26 protein-coding genes are annotated in these 24,014 nt (G+C 44.3%); 15 read left to right on the forward strand and 11 right to left on the reverse strand.

Annotation, left to right across the window (positions count from 1 at the left end; translation table 11 throughout):
• Nucleotides 1-19: 19 nt before the first annotated feature.
• From queA to RBB12_RS09805, 6 genes are all read left to right on the forward strand, one after another.
• A complete protein-coding gene (queA, locus tag RBB12_RS09780) occupies nt 20-1,069 on the forward strand; it encodes a tRNA preQ1(34) S-adenosylmethionine ribosyltransferase-isomerase QueA (protein ID WP_179385231.1) in 1,050 nt (349 codons plus the stop codon).
• A 73-nt stretch (nt 1,070-1,142) separates the two neighbouring features.
• Nucleotides 1,143-2,183: a 23S rRNA (adenine(2503)-C(2))-methyltransferase RlmN gene (gene rlmN / locus RBB12_RS09785; protein ID WP_293283376.1), complete on the forward strand. Its 1,041-nt coding sequence runs from the start codon at nt 1,143-1,145 to the stop codon at nt 2,181-2,183.
• 206 nt (nt 2,184-2,389) lie between these two features.
• A complete protein-coding gene (locus RBB12_RS09790; RefSeq protein WP_179385229.1) occupies nt 2,390-3,364 on the forward strand; it encodes a polyprenyl synthetase family protein in 975 nt (324 codons plus the stop codon).
• 112 nt (nt 3,365-3,476) lie between these two features.
• Entirely contained in the window at nt 3,477-4,055 is a 579-nt protein-coding gene (locus RBB12_RS09795; protein ID WP_306013594.1) for an RNA polymerase sigma factor, read from the forward strand.
• 5 nt (nt 4,056-4,060) lie between these two features.
• Complete coding sequence (locus tag RBB12_RS09800; protein ID WP_306013593.1) at nt 4,061-4,783, forward strand: hypothetical protein; 723 nt, start codon at nt 4,061-4,063, stop codon at nt 4,781-4,783.
• 84 nt (nt 4,784-4,867) lie between these two features.
• A complete protein-coding gene (locus RBB12_RS09805) occupies nt 4,868-5,938 on the forward strand; it encodes a hypothetical protein (RefSeq protein WP_306013592.1) in 1,071 nt (356 codons plus the stop codon).
• A 44-nt stretch (nt 5,939-5,982) separates the two neighbouring features.
• Here RBB12_RS09805 and RBB12_RS09810 read toward each other — a convergent pair whose 3' ends face one another.
• On the reverse strand, nt 5,983-6,225 hold the full coding sequence (locus tag RBB12_RS09810; RefSeq protein ID WP_306013591.1) for a zinc-ribbon domain-containing protein: 243 nt from the start codon (nt 6,223-6,225) through the stop codon (nt 5,983-5,985).
• 105 nt (nt 6,226-6,330) lie between these two features.
• Here RBB12_RS09810 and RBB12_RS09815 point away from each other — a divergent pair, with 105 nt between their 5' ends.
• Nucleotides 6,331-6,960 (forward strand): 2OG-Fe(II) oxygenase, encoded by a 630-nt coding sequence (locus RBB12_RS09815; protein ID WP_306013589.1) that lies wholly within the window; start codon nt 6,331-6,333, stop codon nt 6,958-6,960.
• Here the strand turns inward: RBB12_RS09815 and RBB12_RS09820 are convergent, their stop codons facing one another.
• From RBB12_RS09820 to RBB12_RS09830, 3 genes are all read right to left on the reverse strand, one after another.
• Nucleotides 6,961-7,272, reverse strand: a complete 312-nt coding sequence (locus RBB12_RS09820) for a phosphoribosylpyrophosphate synthetase (RefSeq protein WP_179385224.1) — start codon at nt 7,270-7,272, stop codon at nt 6,961-6,963.
• Between the two features lie 9 nt (nt 7,273-7,281).
• The gene (locus RBB12_RS09825) at nt 7,282-7,815 is read right to left on the reverse strand and encodes a flavodoxin domain-containing protein (RefSeq protein ID WP_306013587.1); all 534 of its coding nucleotides are present in this window, start codon (nt 7,813-7,815) and stop codon (nt 7,282-7,284) included.
• A gap of 88 nt (nt 7,816-7,903) precedes the next feature.
• The gene (locus tag RBB12_RS09830) at nt 7,904-9,730 is read right to left on the reverse strand and encodes a Xaa-Pro dipeptidyl-peptidase (RefSeq protein WP_306013585.1); all 1,827 of its coding nucleotides are present in this window, start codon (nt 9,728-9,730) and stop codon (nt 7,904-7,906) included.
• Between the two features lie 135 nt (nt 9,731-9,865).
• Here RBB12_RS09830 and dnaG point away from each other — a divergent pair, with 135 nt between their 5' ends.
• Nucleotides 9,866-11,839, forward strand: coding sequence for a DNA primase (gene dnaG / locus RBB12_RS09835; protein ID WP_306013584.1), 1,974 nt, complete (start codon nt 9,866-9,868; stop codon nt 11,837-11,839).
• Between the two features lie 65 nt (nt 11,840-11,904).
• Here the strand turns inward: dnaG and RBB12_RS09840 are convergent, their stop codons facing one another.
• Nucleotides 11,905-12,534 carry a response regulator transcription factor gene (locus tag RBB12_RS09840; protein WP_179385221.1) on the reverse strand — a complete coding sequence of 210 codons (630 nt, stop codon included), beginning with the start codon at nt 12,532-12,534 and terminating at the stop codon, nt 11,905-11,907.
• A gap of 159 nt (nt 12,535-12,693) precedes the next feature.
• The gene (gene nadE / locus RBB12_RS09845) at nt 12,694-13,482 is read right to left on the reverse strand and encodes an NAD(+) synthase (RefSeq protein ID WP_179385220.1); all 789 of its coding nucleotides are present in this window, start codon (nt 13,480-13,482) and stop codon (nt 12,694-12,696) included.
• 66 nt (nt 13,483-13,548) lie between these two features.
• On the opposite strand from nadE, the gene gldB reads away from it, so the two are divergent.
• A complete protein-coding gene (gene gldB, locus RBB12_RS09850; protein ID WP_306013583.1) occupies nt 13,549-14,538 on the forward strand; it encodes a gliding motility lipoprotein GldB in 990 nt (329 codons plus the stop codon).
• Nucleotides 14,539-14,874, forward strand: coding sequence for a gliding motility protein GldC (gldC, locus tag RBB12_RS09855; protein ID WP_179385218.1), 336 nt, complete (start codon nt 14,539-14,541; stop codon nt 14,872-14,874).
• A gap of 4 nt (nt 14,875-14,878) precedes the next feature.
• Here gldC and RBB12_RS09860 read toward each other — a convergent pair whose 3' ends face one another.
• The 5 genes from RBB12_RS09860 to RBB12_RS09880 all read right to left on the reverse strand — a co-directional run bounded on the left by RBB12_RS09860 (nt 14,879) and on the right by RBB12_RS09880 (nt 18,567).
• Complete coding sequence (locus RBB12_RS09860; protein ID WP_306013582.1) at nt 14,879-15,379, reverse strand: hypothetical protein; 501 nt, start codon at nt 15,377-15,379, stop codon at nt 14,879-14,881.
• Nucleotides 15,380-15,448: 69 nt separating this feature from the next.
• On the reverse strand, nt 15,449-16,177 hold the full coding sequence (locus tag RBB12_RS09865) for a pirin family protein (protein ID WP_306013581.1): 729 nt from the start codon (nt 16,175-16,177) through the stop codon (nt 15,449-15,451).
• Between the two features lie 91 nt (nt 16,178-16,268).
• Nucleotides 16,269-17,135, reverse strand: coding sequence for a helix-turn-helix transcriptional regulator (locus RBB12_RS09870; RefSeq protein ID WP_306013580.1), 867 nt, complete (start codon nt 17,133-17,135; stop codon nt 16,269-16,271).
• 53 nt (nt 17,136-17,188) lie between these two features.
• Nucleotides 17,189-17,800 carry a ribosome biogenesis GTP-binding protein YihA/YsxC gene (yihA, locus tag RBB12_RS09875; RefSeq protein ID WP_306013577.1) on the reverse strand — a complete coding sequence of 204 codons (612 nt, stop codon included), beginning with the start codon at nt 17,798-17,800 and terminating at the stop codon, nt 17,189-17,191.
• 2 nt (nt 17,801-17,802) lie between these two features.
• Nucleotides 17,803-18,567 (reverse strand): alpha/beta fold hydrolase, encoded by a 765-nt coding sequence (locus RBB12_RS09880; protein WP_179385213.1) that lies wholly within the window; start codon nt 18,565-18,567, stop codon nt 17,803-17,805.
• A gap of 265 nt (nt 18,568-18,832) precedes the next feature.
• Between RBB12_RS09880 and RBB12_RS09885 the strand changes: the two genes are divergently transcribed.
• From RBB12_RS09885 to RBB12_RS09905, 5 genes are read left to right on the forward strand one after another with little or no spacing between them, the layout of a single operon-like run.
• The gene (locus RBB12_RS09885) at nt 18,833-19,288 is read left to right on the forward strand and encodes a division/cell wall cluster transcriptional repressor MraZ (RefSeq protein WP_293283410.1); all 456 of its coding nucleotides are present in this window, start codon (nt 18,833-18,835) and stop codon (nt 19,286-19,288) included.
• The gene (gene rsmH / locus RBB12_RS09890) at nt 19,281-20,183 is read left to right on the forward strand and encodes a 16S rRNA (cytosine(1402)-N(4))-methyltransferase RsmH (protein WP_306013576.1); all 903 of its coding nucleotides are present in this window, start codon (nt 19,281-19,283) and stop codon (nt 20,181-20,183) included. The genes RBB12_RS09885 and rsmH overlap by 8 nt, the downstream gene beginning before the upstream one ends.
• Before the next feature lie 41 nt (nt 20,184-20,224).
• Nucleotides 20,225-20,542: an FtsL-like putative cell division protein gene (locus RBB12_RS09895; protein ID WP_179385210.1), complete on the forward strand. Its 318-nt coding sequence runs from the start codon at nt 20,225-20,227 to the stop codon at nt 20,540-20,542.
• Nucleotides 20,542-22,551, forward strand: a complete 2,010-nt coding sequence (locus RBB12_RS09900; protein ID WP_306013575.1) for a penicillin-binding protein — start codon at nt 20,542-20,544, stop codon at nt 22,549-22,551. The genes RBB12_RS09895 and RBB12_RS09900 overlap by 1 nt, the downstream gene beginning before the upstream one ends.
• Nucleotides 22,548-24,011 carry a UDP-N-acetylmuramoyl-L-alanyl-D-glutamate--2,6-diaminopimelate ligase gene (locus RBB12_RS09905; protein WP_179385208.1) on the forward strand — a complete coding sequence of 488 codons (1,464 nt, stop codon included), beginning with the start codon at nt 22,548-22,550 and terminating at the stop codon, nt 24,009-24,011. Before RBB12_RS09900 ends, RBB12_RS09905 begins: the two co-directional genes overlap by 4 nt.
• The last annotated feature ends 3 nt before the right edge of the window (nt 24,012-24,014 follow it).

The raw sequence follows: 24,014 nt of genomic DNA on the forward strand, positions 1-24,014 counted from the left end.
AAATCGAAAAAAAGTCCACATGAAATTATCAAACTTCAATTTTGAATTGCCTAAAGAGTTATTGGCAGAATATCCTGCGGAACACAGGGACGAATCCAGACTAATGGTGGTTCACCGTGATAGCGGAAAAATTGAACATAAAATGTTCAAAGACCTTGTCGATTATTTTGATGAAGACGATGTCTTGGTCTTGAACAACACTAAGGTATTTCCAGCCCGACTTTTTGGAAACAAGGAAAAAACAGGAGCCCGTATCGAGGTTTTCTTGTTGAGGGAACTAAACCAAGAACAGCGTTTATGGGATGTCTTGGTAGATCCAGCAAGGAAGATCCGTATCGGTAATAAACTGTATTTTGGGGAGGACGAAAGCTTGGTGGCCGAGGTTATCGATAATACCACATCAAGAGGTAGGACCCTACGTTTTCTTTACGATGGCTCTTACACTGATTTTAGAAGAAAATTGAGGGAATTGGGAGAAACCCCACTTCCAAAATACATCAAAAGGGAAGTCACACCAGAAGATGAGGAACGCTACCAGACCATTTATGCCAAGCATGAAGGTGCCGTAGCCGCCCCAACTGCAGGACTTCATTTTTCCAAGCATTTGCTCAAGCGATTGGAAATTAAAGGTATCAACTTTGCCGAGGTTACCCTTCACGTAGGATTGGGGACTTTTAATCCGGTTGAGGTGGAAGACCTGTCCAAGCACAAAATGGATAGCGAGGAGTTGGTCATCGATGAAAAGGCCACCGAAATCGTAAATACGGCTAAAGCCAATAAAAGAAAAGTATGCGCTGTGGGGACCACGGTGATGAGAAGTTTGGAAAGTGCCGTTTCATCCGAGCATACGTTGAATACCTTTGAGGGCTGGACCAACAAGTTCATTTTTCCTCCTTACGAATTCAGCATCGCGAATTGCATGGTGACCAACTTTCACTTGCCCAAATCCACCTTATTGATGATGATTTCGGCATTTATGGGGCACGACCTCATGAAAAAGGCCTACAAACAAGCCATTTTGGAAGGTTACCGCTTCTATTCATACGGGGATGCCATGCTGATTCTGTAAAACGGAATATTCATAAAACAGAAATCCCGTTCGCTTATGGCCAACGGGATTTTTTCTTGCTTATCTTTAACTAGTGGAAGTCAAAAAAAAGGACATAAGGGCATTGACCAAGGAGCAGCTCCGCAATTTTTTTGTGGAGCAGGGCGATAAAGCATTCCGGGGCAACCAAGTCTATGAATGGTTGTGGCAAAAGTCTGCCCACGATTTTGATGCTATGACCAACATCTCCAAGGAAACCCGTAAAATGTTGGAGGATAATTTCGTGATCAACCACATTCGGGTGGACCAAATGCAGCGCAGTTCGGATGGTACCATAAAAAATGCGGTGCGTTTGCACGATGGTCTGGTCGTGGAGTCCGTTCTGATACCCACCGAAACCCGCACCACGGCATGTGTTTCCAGTCAAGTGGGCTGTAGTTTGGATTGCCGATTTTGTGCTACCGCACGTTTAAAGCGGATGCGAAACCTGAATCCCGATGAAATCTACGATCAAGTGGTGGCGATAGATAACGAGAGTCGATTGTATTTTGACCGTCCGTTGAGCAACATCGTTTTTATGGGGATGGGCGAACCCTTGATGAACTACAACAACGTGCTCAAGGCCATTGATAAGATTACATCGCCCGAGGGACTCGGTATGTCTCCGAAGCGCATTGTGGTTTCGACCTCCGGCGTACCCAAAATCATAAAAAAAATGGCAGATGAAGAGGTGAAATTTGGTTTGGCCGTTTCCCTACACTCCGCGATAGACGAGGTTCGCACCTCCATAATGCCCTTTAATGCCACATTCCCTTTGAAAGATTTACGGGAATCCTTGGAATATTGGTACAGCAAGACCAAGAACAGGATTACCTACGAATATGTGGTGTGGAAAGGAATCAACGATACCCAAGAAGCAGCCGATGCCTTGGTCAAGTTCTGCAAGTTTGCCCCTTCAAAAGTAAATTTGATAGAGTACAACCCCATTGATGACGGCGAGTTTCAACAAGCCTCCAATCAAGCGGTGGAAATGTACCAAAATACCTTGGAACGCAACGGAATCACGGTCACCATCCGCAGATCTCGTGGAAAGGATATCGATGCCGCCTGTGGTCAGCTAGCAAACAAGAGCTAGTTTTGAGACAAGGGACAGGAGACAGGAGACAGGAGACATTTTGTTTTTCCATTTTTCCCTTTCACCTTTTCCCGTTCACCCTTGGTCCTTATTCCCTGCAAATCATCGATAGTTTGAGGACTGTATCTTAAAACTCGGATTTCATTCCACCAACTCTTTCATTTTCCCTACTTTTAGGGTTTCAAAATCAAACACCACCCGTTACGTTGAAAATCGTTTCGCAGATAAGGGAGCCCATTGAGAATGAGATGCAGCTTTTCGAGGAAAAATTCCTCAAGTCCATGTCCTCCAAAGTCGCATTGTTCAATAGGATTACCTATTACATAGTCAACAGAAAGGGCAAGCAAATGCGCCCGATGTTTGTTTTTTTGACCGCCAAATTGTTGAACGGCGAAGTCAACGAACGGACCTACACCGGAGCTTCCATTATTGAGTTGATACATACTGCAAGCTTGGTTCATGACGATGTAGTGGACGACAGCAACAAGCGCAGGGGCTTTTTCTCCATCAATGCCCTGTGGAAAAACAAAATTGCCGTTTTGGTGGGGGATTTTCTGTTTTCCAAAGGCCTTTTGGTCTCTTTGGAAGGCAAGAACTATGATTTATTGCACATTATTTCCAATGCCGTTCGCGATATGAGTGAAGGGGAACTCCTCCAAATCGAAAAGGCAAGACTTTTGGATATTACGGAAGAGGTGTATTATGATATCATCCGGCAAAAGACCGCCACTTTGATTGCCGCCTGTTGCAGCATGGGAGCCTGTTCCGTGCGTCCCGATTCGGAAGAAGTGGAAACCTTTCGGAAATTTGGGGAACTCTGTGGCATGGCGTTTCAAATAAAGGATGACCTTTTTGACTACGGCGCCGAAAAAATCGGCAAGCCCACCGGAATCGATATCAAGGAACAAAAAATGACCCTTCCTTTGATCTACGCCTTAAACCAGAGTGATAAGGAAAAGAAAAAGTGGTTGATCAACTCCATCAAAAAACACAATAAAGACAAAAAGCGCGTCAAGGAAGTCATTGCCTATGTGAAGGAAAAAGGTGGACTCGATTATGCGGTTGTGAAGATGTTGGAGTTCAAGGATGAAGCCTTGGCCATTTTGGACAATTACCCTGATTCCGAATACAAAAGTGCCCTCAAACTTATGGTCAACTACGTGGTAGACCGAAAAAAATAATTTTTAATAAATTGAAAATCAATATTTTAATGAAAATTTTTAATTTTCAGGCAACTATTTGTGTTTGTATCCCGTCTCTATTAATAGAAGCACTTTTGTAAACCAAACTTTTTTGAAAATCATTACGCTACATAGCAACGAAAAGCAGTTGATCAAGAAATCGATCAAGGGAGACCCACAGGCCCAAAAGGAGCTGTACGATAGGTTTTCCCCTAAAATGCTGAGCGTTTGCAGGCAGTACATTAAGGACCTGCATTTTGCCGAGGACGTGATGATCAATGGATTCGTTAAGGTATTCAACCATTTAGGTTCGTATCAATTTAAGGGCAATTTTGAAGGTTGGATTCGAACCATTATGGTGCGGGAAAGCATTTCCTATTTGCGGAAAAGACAGTTTGTGGTCTACGATGATGAAATCATGGAGGAAACAAAAGACATTGATTTTGGACAGAATAACGGTCTTTTGGATGTGGAGTATGTGCAGCATTTGATCGATGGACTGCCCGAAGGTTATAAAGCGGTGTTTTTGTTGTATGCCATGGAAGGGTATGGGCACAAGGAAATCGCCGATATGCTCGAAATCTCCGAAGGCACGTCAAAATCACAACTGTTCAAGGCCCGAAAGATGCTTCAGGAAAATTTGAATTTAAAAGGAATGTCGCCCAAATCACAATCGGCGAACAAACAATAAGGGATATGGATAAATTGGAAAAACATATCAAGGAAAAACTGGAGGAGCGAACCATTGCACCGTCCGAAGGTGCTTGGGACAAGATTGCTTCACAGGTCAAAGGACCTTCGCCCAAAAGGAGAACCCCTTGGTTGCTATATGCCGTCGCCGCCAGTGTGGTGGGTGTGGTATTGGTGTCGGTTTTCTTTTTCACGAACGAGTCACCCAGAGTAGAGGAAAACCAAGTAGTGGAAACGGCAACAAAACCCGAAACCACGATTGAGCCCGAACAAAATACTAATGTCGAACCTCTTGAGGAATCAATGGAAGTTGTCGGGATTGAGGTTGACTCCAAGACTGCCGAGCTAGAGGAGCCTTTGAATCTCGAGCAGCCTTTTTCCAACGATAGGGTAGCGGAGGAAGAAACCAAAACCCCGTTAAAGGATGAAATTTTAATCAACTCGGATGCGTTGATTGCCCAAAAAGTGGAAGAAGTGGTGGCACAGGTAGAACTGATGGAGCATGCGCATCAGGATGTGACCGATGCCGAAGTAGACTCCCTTTTGAGGGCGGCCCAGCGCCAAATCTTAACGGATAAGCTGTTCACGGAAAGCGGCTCTGTCGATGCCATGTCGCTGCTGGCCGAAGTGGAAGACGAGCTGGACGAAACGTTCCGTGACCAAATCTTTGATGCACTCAAATCAGGTTACCTAAAATTACGTACTGCGGTGGCAGACCGAAATCAGTAGAATTATTCATCAATCAAGTCAAACCTCTTACAACTTCCTGCCCAAACGGCAGGAAGGAGGGAGGTTTATAATCCAAAAACAATCATGAAAACAATTGCATTTTATTCAATCATCTTAGTCTTGTTCCTTGGTTCCGTAGCGGCTTTTGGACAAGAAGATTATCAACAGAAAATTGAAGCGCTGAAGTTGGAAAAACAGCGCATCATTGAACAAGAGAAAGAAGCCTTAAAATTGGAGGTAAGGGATATCAATCAGCGTTTGGACAATGGGGATATCACTGAAAACGAAGCTAGGGTTTTGAAGGAAGAAGTGGCCAAACAACGAGCCCTGAACATTGAAAATCGCGTGGCCATTATCGATAACAGAATTGCCTTGCTGGAACGAAACAAAGGGGAGGTGTTGACCTTAGCCGAAACGGATACCATTTATGATGATTGGGGACGTTTGGGTATCCTTATCGATGGCAAACCGATTATCAGCTTTAGACGAAATCCAAGAAAGCGGGAGATTAAATACGATAGGCGAACGTATTCCGATTTTGTCATGGCCGTTGGTTTAAACAACGCTTTGATTGAAGGGCAGTCCTTGAACGATACCCCCTATAAAGTTGGAGGAAGCCGTTTTTTTGAAATGGGCTGGCAATGGCGTACCAGGGTCTTTAAAAATTCCAATTGGCTTCGGTTCAATTATGGCTTTTCTTTTCAGTTCAATGGCCTAAAACCTGACGGGAACCGAATCTTTGTTCAAGAGGGAAACCAAACCGTTTTGGAGGAATTCGAATTTGATTTGGATAAATCCAAGTTCCGAATGGACAATCTAGTTTTTCCCGTTCATTTTGAAGTTGGTCCCTCGCGATTACGAAAAACGGAGCGTAGCATGCGATACTCCATCAGAGATCAATTTAGACTTGGTTTTGGGGGCTACGGCGGATTCAACCTTGGCACTCGTCAAAAATTAAAGTACAATCGCGATGGCGAAAATGTAAAGGACAAGCTCAAAAGGGATTACAACAGTAGCGACCTTATCTATGGTGTGAGCGGATACATGGGCTTCGATGGGGTGTTGCTTTACATCAAATATGATTTGAACCCAATTTTCAAGGATGCCGAAATCAAACAAAACAATATATCACTGGGCCTTCGGTTTGATATATAACCACTCCAATGGGTTAGCTAACGGTCGGGTTTCCCGGCCGTTTTTTATTTCAGTAGGGCCTGTTCCATTTCTGGCGTAAAATCTTCCTTGTAGTAGACTTTTTTGCAGTGGGAACATTCCGCATAGCGGATATTATTGATCGTAAATAGCGGAATCCAGAACAAATGGGCATAGTTGGGCTGTGCCACGGCTGTCAATGTCCCAGTTTGGCTGCAATAGGGGCAAGTTGCGTGGGTAAGTACCTTGGTCTCTTTTTTGCCGGGTCGTGTTCCAAAAAATAGAATCATGGCTATTGGATGTTGATATGTTCAAAATTAGGGTTTCCCAAATGATTAAAGAAAAATGAATTTCGTTTTTAATTATTTTCTACATTCGCCCACATTTTTGAAGCATTGAACGCCTATCACGGTTTGGAGGATTGGTTGTCCTGGATGGATGACATCTCCAGTAAGGATTATGTGATTATCGACCACTTTCTGAGGGACGAGCTTTATACGGAGATCAAAACTTTTTTTCTCGGTAAGCTGCCCAGTTTTAAGGAAGCGGGAATAGGTGCCCATGCCGATCATCAAATCGACACGAAAATACGGGGGGATTTTACCTATTGGTTGGACAGGAACCGTGACGCCCAATTAACGGGCTATTGGAGCCTGCTGGATGAGACGATGCACATTTTTAACCGTTATTGCTATCTCAGTCTATCGGGATATGAATTCCATTTGGCCCATTACCCATTGGGTGGTCATTACGATAAGCATTTGGACCAGTTCGAAAACCGTAACAACCGGATGATTTCCATAATTATCTATTTGAACGATGACTGGAAACAAGGGGATGGTGGCGAGCTCGAAATCTTCGAAAAAGATGGTTCCAGTTTTTTGGTAGAGCCCTTGGCGGGCCGCTGTGTTATGTTTAAAAGTGCCGAAGTACCCCATGCAGTGCTCAAGGCCCACAAAAGTAGATTTAGCCTTACGGGATGGTTGTTGCACCAACCCTCTTCGGTGGGCAAATTGTTCGTATGATCAATCCTTTTTGTACGGAATCTGTTTAATGAGTTCCTCGTTTTGCCCACTAGTGGCGCTATAGGACATCACCATGGTGCCCTTGGTGCCGTCCTTTGCCTCAATGGCAAATACAGTAGACTGATCGCCCGGATTGGTCATTCCCTCAAACCGATAGGAATCGATGATCTGTAGGTCATCAGGCTGATACTCCCTTTTGGAATAGAGTGCCTTAATGCACGTCTCGTCGGCCTCAAAATCCTCTTTATATCCGTCCTCTTGTGTCAATGTATTTATTGCTTCTGAAAGTGTTGTAAAACTATGTCTGTCCATATATGTTGATTATGTTTTTAATCGGTTCGAAAAACTGAGGACCTGTTCCTTAACTTTGGTCCAATCCGTGTATTCATGGTCTTTGTCCGTATCCACGGACCCTCCTTCTTTTTTGGCAATGGAACGCATGATCAGCTTTTTGAAATAATTATATTTTGTGTATTTCAAAGCGCCTGCGATATGCCAAACGGTTGCAGTGTTCCATTGCGTTTCTTTCAAAAAGTCCTTGGCTACCTGTGCTATCTCTTCGTGTTCCTCTTTGATGGACGATGCCATGGCCATACTCACCGAAAAAAAAGCCGTTGGCATGCTATTCAAGGTGTCTAAATGTTCCAGTACATATTCCTTGATCAAGGTGTTGTACTTCTGTACATGTACGGAGCTCCCGATAAGGGCAGCATCAAAATCGTTCGGGGCGGGAGGTTCCTCCACAGCGTTGGCAATAGCTACTTGATGGCCTTCCTCCTGAAGAACCTGTTCCATAAACCGGGCAATTTTTCGCGTTTGCCCTTCCACGGTGCCATAAATGATCAAGATTTTCATGAGAACTTAGGTATTGGTTAAACTCCCCTAAGTTCTTGAATATCTTCTTTAAGTTACATGATTTTGGTCAGTTGACCATCCAAAACCATCATAATTTCCCACCTACAATGGGCAGGGTGAGTGTAGTTCCTTCCAAATCTACGGTCAATTCGGTGCCGGGCTCCGGCCAGAGGGTGAATTCCTTGTCGCTGGAGAATATCATCAAGCCAATTTGTTGCCCCTTTGGGATTATTTGGTCATCGGGCATCAACTCAAATTCCATTTCATAAAATTTCCCTGGAACCAAAGGTTCACTCTCGGTCAATGACCGATAGTTTTGAGGGTCGGCCCATCCACGCGTGATGATGTTATCGGTAATTTTGGTGTTCAGGGCTTCCGACCATGGCAATGAAACCAACCATACGGATAAATTGGCAGCAGGTTTGCTACTGGCCATCTTGATCTTGATTTTGGGTATGCCGGAGATGTGCACATCCTCGGTTAATATTGGAGTGACATATAGTAATCGGTGTTCGGTGGTCTCCGCTTTTGCCAAACTGGAGCCTGAAAAGGAATAATTGTCCACCAAGGTCTCGGTTCCAGCATTATCTGGTTTATCCGTAGACAATCCACCTTTTCCTGGGGCTCCTGGACTTAGGTAAAGTGTGACATCCTTGGCATCCGGATTGGGATAGTCTGCATAGGGCGTTGGGTTGTCCTTTGCATCATTTTCCCTCACGATCCATGCTTTGGGGTCGTTTTCCACCCCGTTTTCTACCCCGTACAGGTAACGGGTAAACCAGCGGTTCATCATCGAAATGGGAGGTGGGCCACCATGTCCGTTCTGATGATAATAAATTTGGACAGGCAATCCCATTTCTTTGGCTTTTTTATAAATCCGATAGCTGTGTTCGGGCATTACGTTCCAGTCGTTAAAACCGTGCGACATTAATAAGGCCGCTTTCATGGGTTTCATGTTGTTCAGATAATCCCTTCCGGCCCAAAAGTCATTGTAATCACCGGTAATACGATCGAGTCCGTTCTTCATTTCCGTATCACGGATTACTTTATTGTTCCGTGCTCTTTTGGATTCGTCACCGCTGTGGATAAAATCATAAAGCACATCAATATCTTCACCCAAATACCCTCCTGGAGACCGAACCAATCCATTGGAACGGTAATAGTGGTAATAGGAAGTGTTCGGGGCAATGGGGATGATGGCTTCCAGTCCATCGACTCCCGTTGTAGCGGCCGCCAATGGTAGGGTCCCGTTGTACGAAGTACCCGTCATGCCCACCTTTCCAGTGGACCAATAGGCCTTCACTTCTGTATCCCCATCCCTTTCGGTATAGCCTTTGGCCCTTCCATTGAGCCAATCGATAACGGCTTTTGGGGCAAGGGATTCATTGTCGCCGCCCACAGTTGGAGCACCGTCCGATAGCCCTGTGCCCGGGGAGGAAGAATGGACAACGATATAGCCTCTGGGCACCCATGTCATCACTTGGGAGTTTGAAATAATGGGGCGTTCCCCAACACGTGTCACGTTGGGATGTGTTCTCGGTTTTGGAGCTTCTCCCAGTTCGTGTTTTACGTCCCAAAAAATACCTTTATCCATTCCTGCGGTACCTGCATAATAGGGACTTGATTCATAAATTACGGGAAATTGTAGTCCTTCTGTTTCGGTTTGTTCCGGTCGTGTGACATCTACGTGCATACGGTCTAGTTTTCCGTCACCATCCGAATCAAACTCCGTTTCTACCCAAAGGTCGTGGCGAATCCATTTGCTGGGGTCGGAAAAGGCTTCGACCACTTGTGCTTCGCCATTTTCGATAATGGGACCCGCTTTTTTGGCCATTTGGCCGTAGGCAGATACAATAAAAGTCAATAGTATGGTGGTGATGGCCCACCGAGTACTTGCCATTTTTTTGATCTTCATATTTCTTCTAATCTATTTTACTTGCTTCAACGGCAAGAGCCTCTAAGATACAAAATGTAAAAGATGGAATTCCTTCTTGTATTCACCAAAAACATTGTTTTTATTTACCTTTAACCGCTAGATTCATAAAGTACCGTGATTTCAAAAACCACCATAGACCAAGTATACGAGACTGCCCGTTTGGAGGAGGTCATCGGTGATTTTGTACAATTGAAGAAATCAGGGTCCAATTTTAAGGGATTGAGTCCTTTTACGGATGAACGGACCCCTAGTTTCATGGTTTCTCCAGTGAAGCAGATATGGAAGGATTTCAGTAGCGGGAAAGGAGGCAATGTGGTGGCTTTTTTGATGGAGCACGAACATTTTACCTATCCCGAAGCCATAAAGTACCTGGCCAAAAAATATAATATTGAGGTTGAGGAAACCGAACAGACCAATGAGCAAAAGGAGCAGGCCAACGAGCGGGAAAGCATGTATCTAGTCTCGGAATATGCCCAAAAGTACTTTGCCCAGACCCTTTGGGAAAGCGAACCTGGAAAGGCCATAGGGCTGTCGTACTTCAAGGAACGTGGGTTCACGGACGAGACCATCAAAAAGTTTGGCCTTGGCTATAGTTTGGATGAGTGGGAGGCCTTTACCAAAACCGCCTTGGATAAAGGGTATCAGTTGGAGTTTTTGGAAAAAACAGGGCTTACCATTGTCAAGGAACAGGCAGGGGGCGAGAACAGGACCTTTGACCGTTTCAAAGGGCGGGTCATGTTCCCCATCCATTCCATGAGCGGCCGGGTGCTCGGTTTTGGTGGGCGTATTTTGACGAATGATAAGAAAGCCGCCAAATACTTGAACTCGCCCGAAAGCGAGATTTACCATAAAAGTAAGGTGCTCTACGGCATTTATTTTGCCAAACAGGCCATTGCCAAAGAGGACAACTGTTTTTTGGTGGAAGGGTATACGGATGTCATCCAAATGTACCAAAGCGGTATTGAGAATGTGGTATCCTCCAGTGGAACCGCATTGACCCCCGAACAAATTCGGCTCATCAATAGGTTGACCAAGAACATTACCGTTCTTTTTGATGGTGATGCTGCAGGACTTAGGGCTTCCCTTCGCGGTATCGACCTTATCTTGGAACAGGGGATGAACGTAAAGGTGTGCACTTTTCCGGAGGGCGAGGACCCCGATAGTTTTTCAAAGAACAATACCTACGAGGATTTAGTGGCATATCTGGAGGGGAATGCCATGGACTTTATCCAGTTCAAAACTTCCTTGCTGGCCAAGGAAGCCGCCAACGACCCTATCAAAAGGGCCGATACGGTGCGGGATATTGTAAACAGTATCAGTAAAATCCCCGATCGTATCCGACAGGAAATTTATGTGCAGGAATGTGCCAAGATGATGCAGATTTCCGAAGAAGTCCTGTACAATACCTTGGCGCAGCTTGACAAAAAGCATCAAACCGATACGGCAAAAAAGGCCAAACAAGAACAGAAGGCCTTTGAAGTGGTCAAGAACGATGCAGTGGTGGAAAAGGTGGATGTCCAGCACGAGTTGGAGCGGAAAATTATAGAGGTCCTATTGTTGTATGGTAACCAAAAGCAGGAATTTGAGGACTTGGTGCTGAAAGAAAACGAAAATGGTGAATTGGTGCTGGAGCCCGAAATTGTGGAGTCCAAAGTATATGAAAAAGTGTATTTGGACCTTCAGGATGATGAGATTGAACTGACGAATGAGCAGTTCAAGACCATTTATTACAAATTGATAGAGCGGCTGAACGAGGATACCGAATTTTCGGTGAGTACCTTTTTATCGGAACTTGATCAAGAAATCGTTGCCGAGGTGTCTTCCATATTGATGGAGGAGGAACAATATGTGCTCCATGATTGGGAGCGACGGGACATTTATCCCAAGGAGAAAAAAATAGGAGTGGCACAATTGGTAGGGGAGACCATTCTAACCCTTCGATGCAACCTTATTAAAAACCGTATTGAAAAGCTGAAGGAAAAAACACAGGACCACGTGGGCGACAATACCGAAATTTTGGAGGAAATCATGAACTACCTTCAACTTAACAAACTCCTTAATGCCAAATTGAACCGCGTACTTTCCTAAACGTAAAAACCCTTTCCAATACAATTGAAAAGGGTCAATACAATAGTTGGTTTGGTTGGGTATTTCTAATAGAGTTCCAGGGCTTTGGCCTGTTGTAGCAAGTCCACCAAATTATCCACGTTCAACTTCTTCATCAATCGTGCTTTGTAGGTGCTTACTGTTTTTTCATTCAGATTTAATCCCTCTGCTACTTCTTTGTTTCGTTTACCGCTGGCCAAGAGTTTCAATACTTCAACTTCTCGGGAAGAGAGTTTCCTAAAGAATCTTCTTGGTTTTTGGGTACTTTCGTCGAAGGCAAGTCTTTGGGCCAGTTCATTGGTGATGAACATATTGCCTTCGCTTACTTTTCTTACGGCTGAAATAATGTACTCCAAATCGGCAGTTTTGGAAAGGTATCCGTAGGCACCGGCTCGTATGGTGCTCAAGGCGTACACATCTTCGGATTGTCCGCTGTACATCAAAGTTTTAATGTCAGGGAAATCCTGTTTCATCTTTCTTAGGGTGGCAATTCCGTTGATCTCGGGAATGTCCATCTCCAAAATAACTACATCGGGGGTTATGGATTTCAATGTATTAAAAAGCTCTTCGGTAGTTGATACGTCTGCAATGATTTCAATGTCAGAGCTGGATTCAAGTACCTTTTTGATACCAAGCCTTACAACCGGATGGTTATCAGCTATCAATACTTTTATCATTTTCTTAAGATTTGTTTAATGAATGGTTAGTGGCTAAAAACTTACAATAATTAGCAAGCAAGATAACAATTTAATCATGTAAAAGTGTAATTTTTTTCTTAAAACCATAGTTTTTATATGGTTTTTTTCGTCTTAATCTAAGGTTTTTAGGGTGAACCGCTACTTTAAATTACTTGGAATTTCACAAATGGGAATCGGAACCATCTTGTGTTTGTTGGCGGTGTTGTATCTTTTATAAATAGTGAAAACTTCCTTTTCCCGACCCGTAAAATCGGCTGCGGTTTTACCCTTATCGTCCATGTCCATCGCCCATTCCAGTTCGGGGTACGATGCCCCTATTTGGTCTTCGTCCGTTCTGCTATCTCCCCAGAGTCCATCGGTGGGGGCTGCCTCCATGATATCTTGGTTGACACCCAGCACTCTTCCTAGTTCGTACACTTCTGTTTTGACCAGGTCGGCAATAGGGGAGAGGTCTACACCGCCGTCACCATATTTAGTATAGAAGCCTACGCCAAAATCTTCAACCTTATTCCCGGTTCCCGCTACCAAATACCCTTTTAGGGCAGCAAAATAATATAAGGTTGTCATCCGGAGCCTTGCCCGGGTATTGGCAAGCGACATCATCCGTTCCTCCTCATCATCCACTTTTGGGAAAGCACCCACCAAACTGTCAAAGACGGGAGTAAGGTCAACGGGTTGTCTGGACACATTGGGAAAGTTTTCCATCAACCAATCAATATGTCGGTCCGCACGGGTTACCTGATTTTTACCTTGGTGAATCGGCATTTCCAAACACAAAAGGTCCAATCCGGTTTTGGCACATAAGGTAGAGGTGACCGCAGAATCGATACCTCCCGACACCCCAATGACAAAACCCTTGCACTTGGCATTTTCGGCATAGTCCCTTAACCAATCAACAATATGTGCGATTACCTTTTCTGTTTGCATATCTTCCTATTTAGATTCAATAATTTACCTTTGTGCCCTGTAAATTTAAACCCTGTACCCTTAAAAATGAAGCGGTTGTTGAAATACTTTAGGAATAGGATAGGTCATGGGATGCCTTTGGCTCTTATCTTGGTGCTTTGGTCTTGTGGGGAAACCGATAAAACGGAAGCAGAAATCGATAAAATTGCCGTTGATCTCCGTATTTCAAGGTTCGACCAAGAATTTGCCGATGCCTCTGCTACGGAAATACCCGAATTAAAGGCAAAATATCCTTATTTGTTCCCGGAACAGTTTCCCGATAGTGTATGGGTGGCCAAGTTGTCGGATACCATTCAAATTGAGCTTTCCGAAGAAGTGGACAAGGCTTTTGGAGATTTTGAAGAGGAGGCTGCCGATTTGGAGTCGCTGTTCAAGCACATTAAATATTATTTTCCAGATACGGAGATACCGCATATTGTAACCTTGACTTCAGATGTGAGGTACGAGAACCGAATTATATTGACAGACACACTTTTGCTTATCGGCCTAGATAACTATTTGGGCGAAGACCATCACTTTTACGAAGGAATGCAGCGCTACATTGCTGCTTCTTTGGATAAAAAGTTTTTGGCTTCGGATGTGGCCAATGCCTTTGCCAAAAAGGTGATTTCTTATCCAAGGAACCGGACGCTTCTCTCCCGTATGGTCTATTATGGCAAGGAATTGTACCTGAAGGATAAATTGCTTCCATCGGCTACGGATGCCCAAAAAATTGGCTACTCGGAAGAGCAAATGGATTGGGCCACGGCCAATGAGGAGCAAATGTGGACCTACTTTGTGGAGCGCGAGCTGTTGTACAGCACAGACACAGGTTTGGACCGTAAATTTCTTGACCCAGCACCCTTCACAAAATTTGGTCTGGAGCTGGACAATGAATCCCCACCACGTTTGGGAAGGTACATGGGGTGGCAAATTGTGCGGGCCTTTATGGAAAAAACGGATACGGGTCTTCAACAATTGCTGGAAATGCCCGCGGATGAAATTTTAAAACAGTCAAATTACAAACCAAAACGATAAATGGCAGTAACACATACTTCGGAAATCACTTTAAAAGTTGGATTGGACGAGAACCGAGTTCCCGAGGAATTGAAATGGTCGGCACAGGATGGTGGCATCAACGAAGAGGAGGCCAAAGCCATGCTATTGTCCGTTTGGGACAGCAACAACCAAGAATCCCTCAAAATAGATTTATGGACCAAGGATATGCCTGTGGACGAGATGAAGGTGTTCTTTCATCAAACCTTGGTGACGATGGCCGACACCTTCTACAAAGCGACCCAGGACGAAAAAATGACGGCTACGATGAAGGATTTCTGTGATTATTTCGCGGAAAAGCTGGAATTGAAAAAATAACGCTTTAGACCAAGGGTTCATCAAGGCGATTAAATTTTGCTTTTTCTGCTCCCTGAAGGTTTAATGCAGCCTCAATTTTCTGTTTGGTGGGGCGTTGCAGAAAAAGATAAAATAGTAAGAAGGCACCGATAATCAAATACAATAGATTTTGGGTGTTCCCAAAAATCACTATGCTAAAAAGCGATGCTCCCTCCAATAGTGCGTATTTGATAATGGAAGCTGTCTGGAATTTCGCCAGTTTGGGCCTGAGTCCTTCATTTTGGGGTATGGAGGCCACTATTTTTTTAAAAATAAGGTCGCTAACATAAATGCTGGCTAGGGCCAATATGGGAACTATGGCCAAAAAGACATCATTGGAATCCGAAACCAAAAGTTTTGGATCATCGTTGTTGAAATAAAAAAGTGCCCCAAGTATAATGGGGGTCACGGCAATGCCCATGTGCAAAAAGGACATCAGTTTTATAAAACTGGCCGGCGTAAATTTATTGGTAGGATTTTGGGTCATGATTAATGGTGTTTATGACCCTAAAATAAGCAAAAAGCCCCTAAAAAGGGGCTTTTTTTAAAGGATGGCCTAACGTCCAATTTGATCTAGGCTCATCGGGACTTCCATTAGCAAGACCCTGCTCTCGGTAATCGATGTAAAGTTAAATGCATCGGTGTCCCAAATTCCTAAACCGTCCCGTTTGTCCAATTTTTGGCCATTAATTTCCACTTCTCCTTCCAGAATAAAGGCATACACCCCGTTTCCTTCTTTTTTGATTTCATACGAATCGGTGGCACCTGCCTCAAATTTCCCTAAATGGAACCAAGCATCTTGGTGTACCCAAACACCATCGTCCTCTGGATTTGGGGAAAGAACCTGATAAAAGGTGTTCTCCTTTTCAATATCCCGAATGGAAATCTGGTCATATCGTGGTTCCACATTACGTTTGTTAGGGAAGACCCAAATCTGCAAGAACTTGACCTCTTGGTCATCATTCTTGTTGTACTCGCTATGTTGTATTCCAGTTCCAGCACTCATCACTTGGACATCGCCTTGTTTGATGGTCTTCGTGTTTCCCATGCTGTCTTTATGTTCCAAGTCACCCTCTAAGGGAATGGAAATAATCTCCATATTGTCGTGTGGATGGGTTCCAAAACCCTTTCCGGGAGCTACTTGGTCGTCGTTGAGCACTCGCAGCACACCAAAGTTCATACGCTCAGGGTTATGGTATCCCGCAAAGCTAAAAGTGTGGTGCGAATTCAACCAGCCATGGTCGGCATGGCCTCGTGTTGCTGCTTTATGTAAAACGGATTTCATATGCTTTTAGATTTTTGTTTGATACAAAGATCCTCACAAACAAAGGATAATACCATATAAAAATACGGGAAGGACTTATGAAAATCCGATATCAGACACTTTGTTTGAACTTGCTGGGTGCCACGCCCGTACAGGATTTGAAGAAAGCGCTGAAGTTGGCTGGTTCGGAGAACCCCAATTCAAAGGCAATTTCTTTGTTGGAAAGCGTTGTGAAGTAAAGCATACGTTTGGCTGCAGTGGTCAACCGGCTTTGTATGTGCTCTTTTGCGGTTTTACCTGTCAACGATTTCACCACTCGGTTCAAGTGGTCTGGGGTAATATTCAGGGCATCGGCATAGGCCGAAGCATGGTGCCATTCCTTATAGTTTTGGTTCACCAATCGCTTAAAATTTCGAACGAGGGAACCTCCCGATTCCATGGTCTGCACGTCCAACTGGTTGAGCGAACACAGATGATGGCATGAAATCAGTATGAGTTTGAGCAATGCCCCGATGGCGTCATAGTTATAAGCATGTCCAGAACCCATGAACTCCATTATGTCCATGGCGTAGCGGTCAATTTTTGCCATTTCTGCCTTGCTCAGTTCCAAAGGAGGGGTGCTGCCAAAATCATTAAAAAGGTTGATATCCTCTATAAAATCGACCAAAATTTGGTTCATCGCCAAAAACTGGGAGGAAAACACGACGGAATAGCCTTGGGTGGGAAGCTCTTCCGTGAGTTGGTGCACTTGTCCCGGACCAATAAAATAAATCTGATTGCTGGAGAGTTCGTAGTTCTTGAAATCGATAGTGTGCCGACCCTTGCCATTTTTTATGATCAGAATGGTGTAGAAATCATGACGATGAGGTGTATCCGGTTTCCCATCACGCTTTTTGTAAATATCCTCCATTTTGGAAATTCCAAAATCTTGGGAGCCATCCGCTCTGTTCACCTGATGATAGGTCTTTACCGTATCCATGCCTTAAAGCTAGCAAGAAAACTGTTGATTTGACAGATTCTCGGAAAATCCAATCAGGTATTGCTGAAAAAATCGTGATTAATACCGTCAATAAATTCCAAAAGCTCTTCCCTTCCCATTCGGTTGCTCGATGAAGTGGTAAAATGTGGAGGTGCTTCTTCCCAAGCACCTTCCAACAGTTTTTGCAGATAAGCATTCACCTGTCGTTCAATCGCATTGGGCTTTAACTTGTCCGCTTTTGTAAAAATGATGGCAAAGGGAATCTGGTTGGTACCCAGCCATTCCATAAATTCCAGATCCACCGGTTGTGGTTCGTGGCGGATATCGACCAGAACAAAACCGCAGACCAGTTGTTTGCGCTTTTGGAAATACTCGGTGATATATTTTTGAAAGGTCTTTTTGTCTTTTTTGGAGACACGGGCATAACCATATCCCGGCAAGTCCACCAAAAACCAATTGTTGTTGATCTTAAAGTGGTTGATGAGCTGTGTTTTGCCCGGTCTGCCCGAGGTTTTGGCCAACGCCTTGCGCTCTACCAGCATATTGATCAGGGAAGATTTTCCCACATTGGACCTTCCTATAAACGCATATTCGGGCAACGGTTCATTGGGACATTTGGCAACATTGGAGTTGCTCATTACAAAATCTGCCGAGGTGATTTTCATGCCTAGAAGTTACGCTTTTTCAGCCAAGCTTCCAGAATTCGGTTAAAGTCATTGGGGTGCTCCATCATAGGGGCGTGGCCACATTTTTCTATCCAAAATAGGTCGGAGTCCGGTAAAAGCTCGTGGAATTCCTTGGCCACGTTTGGCGGGGTAACCGTATCGTTCTCTCCCCAAATAATACAGGTCGGCGTGTGCATATGTGGTAAATCCTTTGCCATGTTGTGGCGAATTGCACTCTTGGCAATGGCCAACGTTTTTACCAGTTTCATCCGGTCGTTTACCGTTGCAAAGACTTCGTCCACAATCTCCTTGGTAGCTACTTTTGGGTCGTAGAAAACATCCTCTGCCTTTTTCTTGATAAACTCATAGTCACCGCGCTTAGGGTAACCATCGCCCATAGCACTTTCATAGAGTCCAGAGCTACCTGTAATTACCAAAGCCTTGACCATTTTCGGGAACATTTTGGTATGCAAAAGCCCAATGTGTCCACCAAGTGAGTTACCTAATAGAATAACATCCTTTAGTCCTTTGTGCTCAATGAAACCCTCTAAGAAATTGGCAAAATTCTTTACCGTAGTCTTTAGAAGGGGCATGTCGTAGATAGGTAATTCGGGGATGAGAACCTTGTAGCCCTTTTGAGGGAAATATTCAGAAACGCCTTGGAAGTTGCTCAATCCTCCCATCAAACCGTGTAATATGATCATGGGAGTACCTTCTCCCTTTTCTATATAGCGGTATTTCCCGTCCTCAATTAAGTGCTCTTCCATCTATAGTCAGTTGGTACTAAGAGGGGCAAATATAGGAATTTCATATCACAAAGATTTTAGGTTTTTAACATAACCGATAGAAGTTTTTCAATTCCGGACAAAACACTTTTCCCATCAACAAGAAAACTCAGCTTCTATTTGAGGGTAAGAAGATGTGCTTTTCGTTTAAAAGTGGAGAATTTATTAACAAAAGTGGTGTTTAGTGGAGAAATGTGGAAATAAAATCTATATATTTGAGTTGTATTAACTAACCAATTGATTTCTAGTGACCCATATCATCGGACAACATGATTGCAAAGCGGACTCCAAAGGAAGGGTATTGTTGCCCATTTCTTTGAAGAATCAGCTATTGCCCGTGATCAAGGATGGGTTCGTGATCAAGCGGTCGGTATTTCAGCAGTGTTTGGAGTTGTACCCAAAGGCCGAGTTCGATGTGTTGATGCAGAAGGTGATGAAGAAAAGCAAAATCAACCGGAAGTACGATGCTTTTGTGAGAAATTTTGTGGCAGGCATGAAGGAGGTCAGTATAGATGGGGATTCTGGACGACTGCAAATTCCAAAGAACCTTGTTGATTTTGCCGCCATAGATAAGGAAGTGGTGTTGAATGCGGTTTTTGATAAAATCGAGATTTGGAACAAGGATATGTACGAAAAAGTCTTGGCGGAAGGAGAGAAGGATTATGCCGACCTGGCCGAGGAGATTTTTGACGACGATGAGTAGTGCATACCACAATCCGGTGCTGTTGCATGAGTCGGTTGACGGATTGAACATAAAAAAAGATGGAGTGTATGTGGATGTCACTTTTGGTGGCGGAGGGCACTCCAAAGAAATTTTGAAAAGATTGGGCGATAGCGGAAAATTGTTCGCCTTTGATCAAGATGAAGACGCCTTGCAGAATGCATTGGGAGATGACCGGTTTCAGTTGATCAATCAGAACTTTCGCTACCTCAAACAGTTTTTAAAGTTCTATGGCATTCGGAAAGTTGATGGAATCTTGGCAGATTTTGGGGTTTCATCCCATCAGTTCGATGAGGCCGAACGTGGTTTTTCCATCCGTTTTAATGCGGATTTGGATATGCGGATGGACAAAAGCAGTGAAATATCGGCCTATCAGGTGGTGAACACCTATTCCCAAGAAGATTTAGCATCGGTTCTTTTTCAATATGGCGAGTTGCGAAATGCCAACGCCATGGCTAAGACCATAGTTGAGGCAAGGTCGGAAGAGCCCATAAAAACTACCGATAACCTTAAAAAGGTGTTGAGCAGGTTTTTGCCCAAAATGAAAGAGAATAAAATATTGGCGCAGATCTATCAGGCCATTCGGATTGAGGTCAACCAAGAGATTGAGGTGCTCAAGGAATTTTTTGAGCAGGTGCCAGAGGTGTTGAAGGAAGGTGGGAGATTGAGCGTCATCAGCTATCACTCTTTGGAGGATAGATTGGCCAAACGATTCATCCGGGCAGGAAGATTCGATGGCGAGCCAGAAAAGGATTTTTATGGAAACATTGATGTGCCCTTAAAAAAAGTCGGAGGATTGATTACGCCATCAGCAGAAGAAATAGCCCAAAATAATAGGGCGCGAAGTGCAAAGCTCCGGATTGCGGAGCGCATATAGCTAGATTCCCGCCTACGTGGGAACGATAAAACGAATATGAAATGAGAAAAGGATTACTGGACATACTGAAAGGAAAGTTTTTGGTGAGCGGGGATGCTCCCAAGAACTGGATGTTCCTATTGTTCGCCTCTTTCTTGGCGGCACTGATGATTTCCAGTAGTCACAATGCCGATAAAAAAGTGCTGGAGATTGCCGAGTTGAACGAAGAGGTGAGAAAACTCAAAAGTGAGTTTTTCGAGGCCCGTTCCAGCGTGCAACAATTGAAACTCGAATCGACCTTGCGGGAAGTGGTGGCCGAAAAAGGATTGGCGCCATCACAAAACCCACCCAAAAAAATCAAAGTTAAATCAGCGGAATAGTGGCCATTACGGAAAAAAATATCATGAACAGACTATACCTCGTAGCCGGGGGGCTTCTTGTTTTGGCCATAGCCGTAGTGGTAAAGTTGGTGGATATTCAAATGGTGCAGGGCGAAAAGTACAAGGAACTCGCCCTGAGCAAGACCGAAAAGATGTTCACCATTGAGCCCAATCGTGGAAACCTTTATTCGGAAGATGGTAGTTTGCTGGCCGCATCCGTTCCCAAATATGAGATTCGATTTGATGCCCAGACGGTCTCCCAAGAAAATTTCGAGAACTACGTGGGAGCACTTTCCGATTCGTTGGGCAATATGTTCAATAGGCCTTCTTCCTATTATCGTCAGTTGTTCCGTAAAGCACGAGCCAATGGCAATCGCTACAAATTAGTGGCCCGAAACATTGGCTATCTTGATTATGTCCGCATCAAACAGTTTCCTTTATTCAATTTGGGTCCATACAAGGGTGGTTTTATTGAGACCCATCGTGTGGTACGTGAATATCCGTTGGGGAAAATGGCTGCCAGGAGTATTGGCTACGAGCGCGTAGATGAAAATGGGTACTATACCCGAGTTGGGTTGGATGGTGCCTTTGGGGAAACCTATTTGAGGGGCAAAGAAGGGAAGCGATTGAAGCAAAAAATAGCCAAGGGACAATGGAAGCCCGTAGGTCTGGACAATATCGTGGAGCCAAAGGATGGACTGGATGTGGTATCTACGATCGACATCAACATACAGGATATTGCCCACCACGAATTGCTAAAACAGCTCGAAAAGTATAAGGCCGACCACGGTTGTGTGGTGGTCATGGAAACGGAGACGGGTGAAATCAAGGCGATTTCCAACTTGGGACGTACTTCCGAAGGAAAATATTATGAAAAATTGAACTATGCCGTAGGGGAATCCCATGAGCCCGGTTCTACCTTTAAATTGATGTCCATGGTTGCCGCTTTGGAAGATAAAGTGGTCGATACGAGTACCGTAATTGATACGGAAAAGGGACGCTACCGTATTTATGATGGTGTAGTAAAGGATTCCAAATGGGGTGGATACGGAAAGATTTCTGTAGCAGAGGCCTTTGCTGTTTCCTCCAACACGGCTTTTGCCAAAATCATTCATGAAAATTACAAGGAGCAGCCCGAAAAATTCGTCAACCGCTTGATGAACATGGGCCTTCATAAAAAATTGGACCTTCCCATCATAGGCGAGGGCGACCCCGTTATTCGATACCCTGGAGATAAAGGATGGTCCGGAATCTCTTTAGGATGGATGTCGCACGGGTACGAGGTATCGCTTACTCCCATTCAGACCTTGGCCTTTTACAATGCCATTGCCAACAATGGCGCATATGTGAAGCCCCGATTGATACAGGAAGTACGGGAGGGAAACAAGGTGGTCAAGCGATTCGACCGAGAAGTGCTCAATCCCTCTATCTGCTCCAAGGAAACCGTAAAAAAGGCGCAACAACTTTTAAAGGATGTAGTGGAAAAGGATTATGGTACCGGCCATAAGCTATATTCCAAAAACTTTTCCATGGCCGGCAAAACCGGTACTACGCAAAAGAATTATGTGGAGAAGAACCCTGACAAGTTGGCCTACATCTCCTCCTTTGCCGGATATTTTCCGGCGGACAACCCGAAGTATTCCTGTATCGTGGTAATCCATGAGCCGGATAAGGAAGAGGGCTACTACGGAGCCGATGTATCGGGCCCCGTATTCAAGTCCATGGCGCAAAAGATACATGCCATTTCGCCCATGGTCGATGAGGTAGATGGCAAACTGATAGAGGACAAAAAGCTGGATGAAGCCTACAAACAATACTTCGCCCAAGTGCAGAAAAAGCACAGTACAGTCCCCAATCTTCGAGGAATGAGCGGAATGGACGCTGTTTCACTTTTGGAAAATTTGGGAATAGAAGTGGAGGTGCACGGTAATGGAAAGGTTAAAAATCAATCAGTGAATCAAGGGACCAGCATCAAACAGGTAAAAAAAATAGTATTGGAGCTTTCATGAAGTTATTGAAGGACATATTATATGGAGTAAGTCTCTCTGCAGTGAGCGGGGATACCAATGTGATGGTGAACGATGTGCATTTTGATTCCCGAAAGGTGGAAATGGATGATGTGTTCGTGGCCATACGTGGTACTGTGGCCGATGGTCATGACTTTATCCAAAAAGCCGTAGACTCAGGGGCTAGGGCCATCGTTTGTGAGGAACTGCCCGAGCTCATGGTGAACGGCGTCACCTATTTGCAGGTGGACAATTGCAATAGTGCCCTGGCCGTAATCGCTTCCAATTTTTACGGTAACCCATCCAAGAACCTGAAACTGGTCGGGGTAACGGGTACCAATGGAAAGACAACAGTGACCACACTCTTGTACAATTTGTTCAAAAAAGCTGGATTCAAGGTGGGATTGATCTCCACCATCAAAGTGTTGGTGGATGACAAGGAATACAAGGCTACCCATACCACTCCCGATGTGCTCACCATCAACAACTATCTGTCCAAAATGAACGAGGTTGGGGTGGAGTTCTGTTTTATGGAAGTGAGCTCTCATGGAATCCATCAAAAAAGGGCCGAAGGATTGCATTTTGAAGGGGCCATTTTTACCAATTTGTCCCACGATCATTTGGATTACCATAAAACCTTTGCCGAGTATAGGGACACCAAGAAAAAGTTGTTCGACGGACTGTCCAAAAAGGCATTTGCCTTGGTCAATATCGATGATAAAAATGGTTTGGTGATGCTACAGAACACCAAGGCCAAAAAATATACCTACGCATTAAAATCCTTTGCCGATTACAGGGCCCAAATTTTGGAAAAGCAATTCAATGGTCAGTTGTTAAAGGTTGATGACAATGAGTTGTGGACCAAGTTGATAGGGGATTTCAATGCGTACAACTTACTGGCCATTTATGCCACTGCCGATATTTTGGGACTCGAAAAAATGGAGATCCTGAGATTGATGAGCGAGTTGGAAAATGTGGATGGCAGGTTTCAATATTACATATCAAAAGATAAAATAACGGCTATTGTTGATTATGCCCATACGCCGGATGCACTAAAAAATGTGTTGATAACCATCAATGCATTGAGGACTGGAAATGAAAACGTCATCACCGTAGTGGGGTGTGGTGGTGACCGTGACAAGTCTAAGCGTCCGGTTATGGGTCATATCGCATCAGAAATGAGCAATCACGCCATATTTACTTCGGACAACCCTCGGACCGAATCGCCCACAACCATCATCGAAGAGATGGAGGCAGGAGTGGAGGCCCAGAACGCTCGAAAAGTATTGTCCATTGAAAATAGAAGACAAGCGATAAAGACTGCTTGCAAATTGGCGGTGCCCAACGATATTATCCTAGTGGCGGGAAAAGGCCACGAAACCTATCAAGAGACCAATGGCGTCCGTGTAGAGTTTGACGATTTCAAAGAAGTAAAAGAAGCGCTGGAAAGCCTAAAAAAGTAATGT

Source organism: Allomuricauda sp. MMSF_3307, assembly GCF_030733585.1.
GTDB lineage: Bacteria > Bacteroidota > Bacteroidia > Flavobacteriales > Flavobacteriaceae > Flagellimonas.